The 10730-nt window shown below is 69.6% G+C and carries 10 protein-coding genes; 7 read left to right on the top strand and 3 right to left on the bottom strand.

What is annotated here, in order from left to right; genetic code table 11:
• Positions 1–38: 38 nt before the first annotated feature.
• Both gmk and UU7_RS08255 read right to left on the bottom strand, forming a co-directional pair.
• Positions 39–671 carry a guanylate kinase gene (gene gmk / locus UU7_RS08250; protein WP_040673107.1) on the bottom strand — a complete coding sequence of 211 codons (633 nt, stop codon included), beginning with the start codon at positions 669–671 and terminating at the stop codon, positions 39–41.
• A 96-nt stretch (positions 672–767) separates the two neighbouring features.
• Entirely contained in the window at positions 768–1628 is an 861-nt protein-coding gene (locus UU7_RS08255) for a YicC/YloC family endoribonuclease (RefSeq protein WP_007807243.1), read from the bottom strand.
• 91 nt (positions 1629–1719) lie between these two features.
• On the opposite strand from UU7_RS08255, the gene rph reads away from it, so the two are divergent.
• The 5 genes from rph (at position 1720) to UU7_RS08280 (ending at position 6730) form a co-directional block, all read left to right on the top strand.
• Entirely contained in the window at positions 1720–2451 is a 732-nt protein-coding gene (gene rph / locus UU7_RS08260; RefSeq protein ID WP_007807245.1) for a ribonuclease PH, read from the top strand.
• Positions 2452–2546: 95 nt separating this feature from the next.
• Positions 2547–3149, top strand: coding sequence for an RdgB/HAM1 family non-canonical purine NTP pyrophosphatase (gene rdgB, locus UU7_RS08265; RefSeq protein WP_007807247.1), 603 nt, complete (start codon positions 2547–2549; stop codon positions 3147–3149).
• Positions 3146–4327: a radical SAM family heme chaperone HemW gene (gene hemW / locus UU7_RS08270; protein WP_007807250.1), complete on the top strand. Its 1182-nt coding sequence runs from the start codon at positions 3146–3148 to the stop codon at positions 4325–4327. The genes rdgB and hemW overlap by 4 nt, the downstream gene beginning before the upstream one ends.
• 158 nt (positions 4328–4485) lie before the next feature.
• Positions 4486–5010 carry an FHA domain-containing protein gene (locus tag UU7_RS08275; protein WP_007807252.1) on the top strand — a complete coding sequence of 175 codons (525 nt, stop codon included), beginning with the start codon at positions 4486–4488 and terminating at the stop codon, positions 5008–5010.
• 10 nt (positions 5011–5020) lie between these two features.
• A complete protein-coding gene (locus tag UU7_RS08280) occupies positions 5021–6730 on the top strand; it encodes a protein kinase domain-containing protein (protein ID WP_007807254.1) in 1710 nt (569 codons plus the stop codon).
• 47 nt (positions 6731–6777) lie between these two features.
• On the opposite strand, the gene UU7_RS08285 is transcribed toward UU7_RS08280, so the two are convergent.
• Positions 6778–7599, bottom strand: coding sequence for a LysM peptidoglycan-binding domain-containing protein (locus UU7_RS08285; protein WP_238530909.1), 822 nt, complete (start codon positions 7597–7599; stop codon positions 6778–6780).
• Positions 7600–7991: 392 nt separating this feature from the next.
• Here UU7_RS08285 and UU7_RS08290 point away from each other — a divergent pair, with 392 nt between their 5' ends.
• Both UU7_RS08290 and UU7_RS08295 read left to right on the top strand, forming a co-directional pair.
• Positions 7992–10364 (top strand): DUF1631 family protein, encoded by a 2373-nt coding sequence (locus tag UU7_RS08290; protein ID WP_007807258.1) that lies wholly within the window; start codon positions 7992–7994, stop codon positions 10362–10364.
• On the top strand, positions 10361–10708 hold the full coding sequence (locus UU7_RS08295) for a PilZ domain-containing protein (RefSeq protein WP_007807260.1): 348 nt from the start codon (positions 10361–10363) through the stop codon (positions 10706–10708). The genes UU7_RS08290 and UU7_RS08295 overlap by 4 nt, the downstream gene beginning before the upstream one ends.
• Positions 10709–10730 lie beyond the last annotated feature (22 nt).

A 10730-nucleotide genomic window follows, 5' to 3' on the forward strand; every position in this document is an offset into this window, starting at 1 on the left:
CCGATGCGCGGTGCGAAGACCATGCGACGGCCGGCGTTTCAGCTGCCAGGGGCGAGCAGCTCGGCGATCAGGGCTTCGTGCCGCTGCCACTGCAGCGCGCTGCGCAGGCGCACTGCCCGCACGATCGCCTGCAGGTCGGCCAGCGCATCATCGAACACGTCGTTGACCAGGACGTAGTCGAATTCATGGGCGTGGGCGATCTCGCCGCGCGAGTTGCGCAGTCGGCGCTCGATCACCTCCGGCGCATCCGAGCCGCGACCGCGCAGGCGCCGCTCCAGCTCCGCCCGCGACGGCGGCAGGATGAACACGCTGACGCAATCGGGCTTGCTGCGGCGGATCTGTTCGGCGCCCTGCCAGTCGATCTCCAGCAGCACGTCCCGCCCCTGCGCCAGCAGCCCCTGCACCGTGGTGCGCGAGGTGCCGTAGAGGTTGCCATGCACCTCGGCGTGTTCCAGGAAAACGCCTTCGGCGACCTCGCGCTCGAACTCCTCGCGTTCGACGAAGTAGTAATGCCGCCCGTACATCTCGCCGGGACGCGGCGGCCGCGTGGTGTGCGACACCGACAGCGAGATCGCGCTCTCGCGCTCGAGCAGCGCGTTCACCAGGGTGGACTTGCCCGCGCCCGAGGGCGCGGCAACCACGAACAGCGTGCCCGCCGCCTCAATATTCATGATGGTGTGCAGCACATTCGCACCCTCTCCCCTCCGGGGAGAGGGTCGGGGCGAGGAGCCACGGCCTGCGCGGAATCGAGATCAGCAAGCCCATGTTCATTCGATGTTCTGCACCTGTTCGCGCATCTGCTCGATCAGCACCTTCAGCTCGACCGCCGCATTGGTGCTGCGCGCGTCGACCGACTTGGAGCCCAGCGTGTTCGCTTCGCGGTTGAACTCCTGCATCAGGAAATCCAGCCGGCGGCCGACGGGCTCCTCCAGCCCCAGCACGCGGCGCGTCTCGGCGATATGCGTGCTGAGCCGGTCCAGTTCCTCGTCGACGTCGGTGCGGGTGATCTGCAGCACCAGTTCCTGCTCCAGCCGGCCCGGTTCGACCGGCTGCTTCAGGTCGGCCAGGCGCGTTTCCAGGCGGGTGCGCAGCGCGGCGCGGATCTCCGGCATCCAGCCACGCACCTCGGCGACCACGCGCTCGATGCCGTCCAGCTTCTCGCGCAGGATCTCGCCCAGCTTGGCGCCCTCGCGCTCGCGGGTGGCGGTCAGCGCATCCAGCGCGCGGTCGAGCACGTCGAACAGCGCGGCCTGCTGCGCCTCGGGATCGCTTTCGGCCTGCTGCATCACGCCCGGGAAGCGCAGCAGTTCGGTGAACTGCACCTGCAGACCGGGGAACAGCGCGGCCATGTCCAGGTTCAACTCCGACAGGCGCGCCAGCAGCGCACGGTTCACCTGCAGCGATTCGCTGCGAGCGTCGCCGGTACGTCGCACGGTCAGGTCCAGCTTGCCGCGCGACAGCTTGCTCGCCACCCGCTCGCGCAATTGCGATTCGAACGCGCGCAGGTCGTCCGGCAGCCGCGGACTCAGCTCCAGGTAGCGGTGGTTGACCGTGCGCAGCTCGCAGCCGAGCGTACCGGCGGGGCCGGTGGTTTCGGCGCTGGCATAGGCCGTCATGCTGCGGATCATCGGCGCCTTCCGGGCGTGGGGAAAGGACGCAATGGTAAACTCTCCGATCCTGCTTGCCCAATCCGGCCAGGCTGCCCCCAGGATCTGCCCCATGAATTCCGTCTCCCGCCCCAGCGGCCGCGCCAGCGACCAGCTGCGCGCCGTCAGCATCGAACGCCACTACACCCGCCACGCCGAAGGCTCGGTGCTGGTGAGCTTTGGCGACACCCGCGTGCTGTGCACCGCCAGCATCGAGGATCGCGCGCCGGCCTGGCTGCGCGGCAAGGGCGAGGGCTGGATCACCGCCGAGTACGGCATGCTGCCGCGTGCCACCAACACCCGCATGCAGCGCGAAGCCGCGCGCGGCGGCCAGGGCGGCCGCACCATGGAGATCCAGCGACTCATCGGCCGCAGCCTGCGCGCCTGCATCAACCGGCAGGCGCTGGGCGAACGGGTGATCACGCTGGACTGCGACGTGCTGCAGGCCGACGGCGGCACCCGCACCGCGGCGATCACCGGCGCCTATGTGGCCTTGGTCGACGCAGTGAACCTGCTGATGAAGCGCGAGAACCTCAAGCGCAATCCGGTGATCGGCGCGATCGCCGCGGTTTCGGTGGGCGTCTACAAAGGCGTGCCAGTGCTCGACCTCGACTACGCCGAGGACTCGGACTGCGACACCGACATGAACGTGGTGATGAACGACGGCGGCGGCTTCATCGAAGTGCAGGGCACCGCCGAAGGCCATGCGTTCCGTCGCGACGAAATGGACGCGATGCTGGCACTGGCCGAAAAAGGCATCGGCGAATTGGTTGCCGCGCAACGTGCGGCGCTTTTATCCCATTGAAGCCGTCGCGTGCAGCGCGACAATCACTCCCCCTCTCCCGCCTGCAGGAGGGGGCAAGGGGTGAGGGCAACCGGACTCAAGGAAACCACATCACCATGCAACGCATCGTGCTGGCCAGCAGCAACCCCGGCAAGCTGAAGGAATTCAGCGCGCTGCTGGCCGACAGCGGGCTCGACGTGATCCCGCAGACCAGCCTGGGCATCAGCGACGCCGACGAGACCGGACTGACCTTCGTCGAGAACGCCCTGCTCAAGGCACGCCACGCCGCCCAAGCCAGCGGCCTGCCTGCACTGGCCGACGATTCCGGCCTGTGCGTCGATCACCTGCACGGCGCACCCGGCCTGTACTCGGCGCGCTACAGCGGCGGCCACGGCGATGCCACGGCGAACAATGCGAAGCTGCTGCGCGAACTCGACGGCGTGCCGACCGATCAGCGCGGCGCGTTCTTCATCTGCGTGCTGGTGCTGCTGCAGCATGCCGACGACCCCGCCCCGCTGATCGCCGAAGCCCGCTGGCACGGCCGCATCCTCACCGAGGGGCGCGGCACGGGCGGCTTCGGCTACAACCCGGTGTTCCTCCCCGAAGGCTACGAACAGAGCGTGGCGGAAATGGACGACGCGCTGAAGAACCGGCTCAGCCATCGCGGCCAGGCGCTGGTGAAACTGCACGAGCGGCTGCGCGAACGCCATCACGCATGAGCCTGATCGCGCCACCGCTGTCGCTGTACGTCCACATGCCGTGGTGCGTGAAGAAGTGCCCGTACTGCGATTTCAATTCGCATGGCCTGCGCAGCGAGCCGCCGCCGTATGCCGGGTACATCGACTATCTGCTGGCCGACCTCGACGCGGACCGCGCGGATTTCGCCGCGGCGCTGGAAGGACGGCCGGTCGTCAGTCGGCCCTTGATCAGCGTGTTCTTCGGCGGCGGCACGCCCAGCCTGTTTTCGCCGGAGCTGATCGCCCGCCTGCTCGACGGCGTGCGCGAGCGCATGCCGCTGGCCGACGATGCGGAGATCACCCTGGAAACCAATCCCGGCACGGTCGAGCATGGCCGCTTCGATGGTTACCTGGCCGCCGGGGTCAACCGCATCTCGTTCGGCGTGCAGAGCTTCGACGACGACAAGCTGCGCCGGCTCGGCCGCATCCACTCGGCGAACGAGGCCGAGGCCGCGGTGAAGTCCGCGCAGGACGCCGGCTACGAGAACATCAACCTCGACCTGATGTACGCGCTGCCGCAGCAGGATCTCGATGGCGCCCTTGCCGACGTGGCACGCGCCGTCGCCCTGCAGCCCACCCACATCTCGCACTACCAGCTCACCCTGGAACCGAACACCGTGTTCGCCGCCAACCCGCCACCGCTGCCCGATGACGACCACGCCTGGGCGATGCAGGAAGCGTGCGAGGCGCAACTGGCCGCCGCCGGCTACGGCCAGTATGAAATTTCCGCCTACGCCAGGCCCGGCCGGCGCTGCGTGCACAACCTCAACTACTGGCAATTCGGCGACTACCTCGGCATCGGCGCCGGCGCCCACGGCAAGCTCAGCGACGCCGCCAGCGGCGACATCCACCGACGCTGGAAAACCCGTGGTCCGCGCGCCTACATGGACGCCGCCGCCGGCCCCGCACGCGTCGGCGGCGACAACCGGGTGGAGGCCGGCGAGCTGCCGTTCGAATACATGCTCAACGCGCTGCGACTGATCGATGGTGTGCCGATGGCGGCCTTCGCCGAGCGCACCGGCCTGCCGATCGAACGCATCGCGACCGGCCTGGCCGCCGCCCGCCAGCGCGGCTGGCTGCGCGACGATCCGGAGCGCCTGCACACCACCGCGCTCGGCCAGCGCTTCCTCAACGACGTCATCGCCAGCTTTCTCGATTGAGGCGATCGCCCGGCGGCACGGGTTCGGGAGGTCATCGACACCACCCTCACGCGATGGCTGAATGATGGGATGAACCGGCGGGTCACGCCTCGCCGGGAGGTGTCCGCATGGTCGGACGGTTGGTTATAGTGACCACGAAATCGATCCACAGGATCTCCATGAACGGCCACAATCAGACACCGGCGGATCCTGCCGACCAGCGCTCCTCCGGCCCGCAGGGAACCCGCTTCTTTTCGACCGAGACGCTGCGCCGGTACACCCGCGAGGCCGAAGCGCCCCTGGATGGCCTGGCCAGCGTGCACCAGCCGGTACTCGAAGGCATCAGCCCGGAACTGGCGGGTCGGCGCTTCACCCTGGACGAGGGCAGGCAGACCATCGGCCGGGGCAACGACAACCACATCGTCATCGACGACCCCAGCGTGTCCGCCTCCCATGCCTGGATCACCAACAAGCAGGGCCGCCACATCATCATGAACACGCTGTCCACCAACGGCACGTTCGTGAATGACAAGCGCATCCACATGACGACGCTGAAGCACAGCGACCACATCCGGCTGGGGCACGCGGAGTTGGTGTTCCTGACCCGCGAACATGCTGAACCCCGCGCCGCAAACGGACGCCGGATCGCGGTCGGCGCGCTGGTGCTCGTGGCGCTGGTCGCGCTGGCCTGGTGGCTGGTCTGAACCCGCTGCCGTGACCGCGCGCGAGATCCCCCCAAAGGTCGGCCGCTACCGCATCGACGGCGTGCTCGGCGAGGGTGCGATGGCCGTCGTCTACGCCGGCTTCGACCCCGAGATCCAGCGTGCGGTGGCGATCAAGTGCCTGCATCGGGAGGTTGCCGCCGACCCCGTCTATCGTGATCGCTTCCTGGTCGAGGCGCGAGCCGCCGGCCACCTCACCCATCCCCACATCGTCACCATCTTCGACGTGGGCGAGGCCGACGACGGCAGCCCTTACATCGCGATGGAGCGGCTCTCCGGCGAGACGCTGGCCAGCCGCGTCAGCCGTGACGGCTTTCCATCACTGCCGGCGATCATGGAGCTGGCCGGGCAGGTCGCCGCCGCGCTGGACTATGCCCATGCCCAGGGCGTCGTGCACCACGACATCAAGCCCGAGAACATCATGCTGGCCGAGGGCTGGCAACACGCCAGGGTCAACGATTTCGGCATCGCCGAACGACGCGGCGTGCAGGACGGGCCCGGTACCACCCGCACGCAGATCGCCGGCACGCCCGCCTACATGGCGCCGGAACAGCTGCGCGGCGACCCGACCGACGCACGCAGCGACCTGTTCTCGCTGGGCGTGGTGTTGTACTGGCTGCTCACCGGCAAGCTGCCCTGGCCCGAGACCAGCGACATCCGGCAGTTGATCCATGCGCGCCGGCACCTGCCCGGCCCCTCGCTCCAGCCACGCGATCCGTCCACGCCGTCGATCCTGGTCGGCATCGTGCAAACCTTGCTGGCACCCGCGGCAACGGAGCGCTATCAGCGGGGGAGCGAAGTCGTCGCCGACCTGCGGCTGGCCCGCCGCGAGTACGAGCGCCTGCACGAACGGCCGCTGACCAGCCACATCACCTCGCTGCGCCTGCGCTGGGTCGGCGTCCTCGGCGCCACGCTCAGCCTCACCCTGCTGCTGGGGCTGGCGGCGATCCACGCCAAGCAGGGCGCCGCGGTCACCGGCCTGGCGCTGGATTTCGGCGGCTCGCTGGGGCGCATGATCGCCAACGAATCGGCGGAGAACCTGCTGCTCGGCGATCGCGCCGCCACCCGCGCGCTGGTCGAGAGCATTGCCCGCAACCAGCAGATCCACTACCTCGCCATCGCCGATCGTTACGGCGAAATCATCGCCAGCACGCAGGCCGACCAGGTCGGCACCCGCTTGCCGGCGCTGACCGGCAGGAAGCCGCTGTCGCGATCGGACGATATCGACAGCTATCGCAGCAGCGACACCGGCGCCCCCGGCCGCGACGCGATGCTGCTGTTCGACGTGCCGATCCATTACCAGACGGCCACGGTGGGCGAACTGCATCTGGGCATCAGCGACGCGCCATTGCGGGCGGCCCGCAAGACCACGCTGTGGGTCATCATCGCCGTGCTGGTGGTGACGCTTGTCGCGGTGATCGGCGCAACGTACTGGCTGTCCCGGCAATTGCTGACCCTGCTGGACCTGCTCGGCAACGCGATGCTGCGGGTGGCCCGGGGCGACTTCCGCTACCGCATCCGGCTGGTCCGCCGCGATGAACTGGGCCGGCTGTTCGCCGCGTTCAACCTGATGAACGGCGCCCTGCAGGCCCGCCGGCAAGGCCCCGAAGAAACGGCTGCCGCCACCCCCGTGGAAGACGTCACGCGGCCCACGCTGATCCTGCCGGTGGCGGAGGACGACGGCGCCAGCCACAAGCCCTGATCGACGACGCCATCCGGCGGTGCCTGACGGCTGCCCGCGCCCGCGAGTCAGAACTGCTTGAGCCGCTGCTTCAGCTCGAGCGCGCGGGCGCGGTAGACGGTGGCCGGCTCGTAGCCCGGATCGATGGCCAGCACGTGGTCCCACAACGCGATGGCCGGGTCCAGCTGCTGGTCGCGATACAGCACGATGGCCCGCTGGTGGCATCCGGCCAGCAGATCCTTGCGCAGGGAGGCCGCCGCGGCCCCGCCCGGCGGCAGCCGCGGATCGATGGTCAACGCCTCGTCGAGGCGCGCCAGCGCCTGCTGCCTTTGTCCCTGCCCCAGCAGGGCCATGCTTTCCTTCTGCAAGCGTCGCGCCTTCTGCGCCGATGATTCCGCGACAGCCTCCGCGGGGCGTCGGGCATCCGCCTGCGCCGGTGCCGACGGCTCGCTCGCGTGGCCGTCGCCGGCTTCGCCGGTGCCAGCCGCCACCGGCTCCGCCAGGACACCGGCCCCGGATACCGGCAACCGCACCGTCTGGCCCACCTGCAATCGCGACGGGTTGGTCGAACCGTTGTAGCGCGCCAGGATCAGGAACCGGCTGGCATCACCGAGATGGCGGGCCGCCAGCAAGCTGTAGGATTCGCCGTCCTGCACCACATGGGGCTGCGACGCGCGGCCGAGCAACTGCTGCGGATCGCCGGTGAGCTGGCGCAGCATGGCCTGCGCCGCGCGATCGCCCGGATGCCTCGCCAGATGCCGGCGCAGCGCCTGTTCGCCTTCCGCGTAATGACCGCGCTGCAGCTCGTCGACAATCGTTGCGAACGAGGCATCGGCACGCCCCGTTTCGCCGATGCCCGGGGCGCGCGAGGCCGATGGGCTGACCACCACGGAGCGGGTCCCCCGCATGCAGCCGGATACGACCAGCACCAGCAGGAGTGGCGCGCACGGCGCCATCCACTGCCATGGCCGGCGGCGACGCCAGAATCTTGTCGATGTCGTTTGCACTGCCTGTCTGCCCCCTGCCCTGTCCGGCACCGCGCTGCACGCCGACCCCTGACATGGCACGGCGTTTCCCAACCTGCCCGAGCGAGGGTCAACGCAACGTCGTCGCAACCGGTCCGGCCACACAATATAGATCCGCCCCGGCGGCTTGGGCGACCACCCCACCCGGCGTCCACTGCGCCCTCGCCGGCCAGCTCCCCCGGATTGCGGCCTCCGCATGACATGGCCGTGGAAACCAGCATAAACTGGCCGCTCCGGGGGAATTTACAGGCACTTGCATGGATGTCGGACACGATCGACGTCACCCGTTTGCGTCGCATCAGGGCGGTCGCGGCGGCGCGCGCTGGCCTGCGCGCGCGCAGCGCCTGTTCGAAACCAGCTACACGCTGTGCGTGGAAGGGCTGCAGGAACCCCTGCGTCGCTGCCTGGGCGAATTCGAGAAGCAGCTTTTTGCGCTGGCCGAGCGTGCCCACAATGCCGGCGTCCAGCAGGACTGCTTCGCCAGCCGGCAGCGCGTTCTGCAGGATCGTGCCGCGTTCGCCCAGCGCTTCATGGAACAGCTCGGGGCCGCGCTGGACCAGGTTGGCGAGAGCGCCCCGGCGGCGGCCGAGCCGGCCGGCCACGAGAAGCCGTGGCAGGCGCTCGAGCTGGTCGACCCGGGCGAGCAGGAAGTGGCGATGACGCTCGAACAGCTGGGCGCCCGTGGCGAGGTTCGCCACAGCAACGTCCTGTACGAACTGGGCTACCGGCTGGCGGTGCTGATCGGCGAGCCACCGCTGGAAGGCCCGGCGCTGCCGCTGGGTCCCCACGCCATGGCCAGGGCCTGCCACGCCGCCAGCGGCGGGTTCGAGCTGCCGCTCAAGCATCAGTTGCTGCTGTTGCAGCACTTCGATCAATGGGTGATCCAGGCGCTGGCCCCGCTGTACGACAACATCAACGCCCAGCTCAAGGCCGACGGCATCCTGCCGCAGCTGCGCAGCATCCCGATCCCGCGGCACATCGGCAAGCGATCCCGCACCAGCAGCGCGAGCGGCGATGCCGCCGGCGAAACCGCGACGGCACCGGCAAGCGCAAGCGCCACGCCGGTCCATCCGTCCGGTGGCACGCCGGGAGCACCGATCGAGGTGCTGGAGTCCCTGCGCGACCTGCTGGCGCAGCAACGTGCCGTGCAGGGCGGCCTCAGCGGCGGCTCCGGCGGACGCGCGGCCAGCGAGGACGAACTGCAGTCGGCACTGGGCGCCTTGCAGCAGCATCTCGCCCAGGTCACCGACCAGGCCAGCCGCGAGCTGCGCAGCGCCGCCCGCCTGCGCGAGGAACTCGTCGCCCAGCTCAATTTCGGCAAACCCGCCGGCGCCCCGCGCACCCAGCTCAGCGACGAACAGGGCGACACGGTGGAACTGGTCGCGCGCCTGTTCGAACAGCTGGGCCATCAGCTGCAGCAGGGTGGCAACGCCAGCCACCTGCTGACCGATCTGCAACTGCCGGTGCTGCGCATGGCCGTGGCCGACCACGGCTTCTTCGAGAAGCGCGAGCATCCGGCACGCCGGCTGCTGGATACGGTCACCGCCGCCGCGAACGACTGGCTGGACGGCAGCGATGACGAAAGCAACCGGCCGCTGGCGAGCAAGCTGGAACAGCTGGTCAGCCGCGCCAACCAGGAGCCGCCCAGTGCCGGCTTGTACACCACCTTGCTGGCCGACATCGAGCATCATCTGGCCCTGCTCACGCGCAAAGCGCAGGCCGCCGAGCGGCGCCATGTGGAAGCGGCCCAGGGCCGCGAGCGGCTCGACCAGGCACGTCGCCGCGCCAGCGAGCTGATGGCCGAGCGTTTCGCGCAATCGCCACCGCGCGGCCTGTTGCGCGCCCTGCTCGACCGCGCCTGGTCGGACGTGCTGGCGCTGACCCTGCTGCGCCATGGCGAACAGAGCGACGCGTTCCGCGAGCAGTTGAAGATCACCGACCAGTTGCTCGGCCGCCTGCCGGTCAACGATCGCCTGCACCTGCAGACGGAAGTGGAATCGGGCCTGCAGCAGATCGGCATGCACGCCGAAGAGGCGGTGCAGGTGGCCCAGCGGCTGCTGGGCGCCGGCACGCCGGACCCCTCCACGGAACTGCCCAGCGCCACCGACCTGGCGTTGCGGCTGAAGCAGCACCAGCGACTTGGCGAGCAACAGTCCAGCCACGAACCGGCGGCGAGCCCGGCGGCCGCCGTGGTGGCAGCCGCGGCATCACCGGCGCGCAGGAGCGCGACCGCGCCGGCGGCCCGCGGCGATGCGGCAACACCGCAGGCGCCGGTCGCGGCGGCTGCGCCGCAGCAGGACGCCCCGCCCGATCCGCGGCTGCGGCGCATCGAGCAGCATCTGAAGGAATTGCCGTTCGGCAGCTGGTTCGAGTTCATCGACCCGGCCAGCGGGCAGATCTCCCGGCGCAAGCTGGCGTGGTACTCGCCAATGTCCGGCCGCTGCCTGCTGGTCAGCCGGCGCGGCCAGCGCGGCGAGGAAATGAGCCTGACCCAGCTTGCCCATGAAGTCGCCAGCGGCCGCGTCTGCGAAGTGCCGGCCCAGCCGGACAGCCTGCTCGACCGCGCATGGCGCAGCCTCACCGGCAGCCTGCAGCCACGACGCCCGCCGTCCGGGAGCGCCCGCGCATGAGCACCAGCAACCAGCGCCGCGCCGAGCGCAAGCGCGCCTCCGTCAATGCGATCGTCACCGACGTGATCAGCGGCCTGCCGATCGGCCATCTCGGCAATCTTTCCAGCACCGGCATGCTGCTGATCAGCGCCCAGGCACCGCGCAGCGAAGCCTTGTACCAGGTCAGCATGACCCTGCCCGGCTCGGGCCGGATGCTGACCCAGTCGCAACCGATCGAGGTCGGCATCCAGGAGCAGTGGCACGAAGCAGCCGCCAGTTCCGGGCAGATCTGGGCCGGCTATCGCATCGTGGCGATCAGCGACGCCGACGCCGCACGCCTCGAAAGCTGGCTGGCGCAGGCCTGACCCTGAGAGGTTGTGAGTTTTT

The sequence above is a fragment of the Rhodanobacter spathiphylli B39 genome, from assembly GCF_000264295.1.
Classification (GTDB): Bacteria; Pseudomonadota; Gammaproteobacteria; order Xanthomonadales; family Rhodanobacteraceae; genus Rhodanobacter; species Rhodanobacter spathiphylli.

Excerpts from the sequence above, each read along its gene's own strand:
- gmk (WP_040673107.1), bottom strand. The coding sequence starts at position 671 with ATGAATATTGAGGCGGCGGGCACGCTGTTCGTGGTTGCCGCGCCCTCG.
- UU7_RS08255 (WP_007807243.1), bottom strand. The coding sequence starts at position 1,628 with ATGATCCGCAGCATGACGGCCTATGCCAGCGCCGAAACCACCGGCCCC.
- rph (WP_007807245.1), top strand. The coding sequence starts at position 1,720 with ATGAATTCCGTCTCCCGCCCCAGCGGCCGCGCCAGCGACCAGCTGCGC.
- rdgB (WP_007807247.1), top strand. The coding sequence starts at position 2,547 with ATGCAACGCATCGTGCTGGCCAGCAGCAACCCCGGCAAGCTGAAGGAA.
- hemW (WP_007807250.1), top strand. The coding sequence starts at position 3,146 with ATGAGCCTGATCGCGCCACCGCTGTCGCTGTACGTCCACATGCCGTGG.
- UU7_RS08275 (WP_007807252.1), top strand. The coding sequence starts at position 4,486 with ATGAACGGCCACAATCAGACACCGGCGGATCCTGCCGACCAGCGCTCC.
- UU7_RS08290 (WP_007807258.1), top strand. The coding sequence starts at position 7,992 with ATGGATGTCGGACACGATCGACGTCACCCGTTTGCGTCGCATCAGGGC.
- UU7_RS08295 (WP_007807260.1), top strand. The coding sequence starts at position 10,361 with ATGAGCACCAGCAACCAGCGCCGCGCCGAGCGCAAGCGCGCCTCCGTC.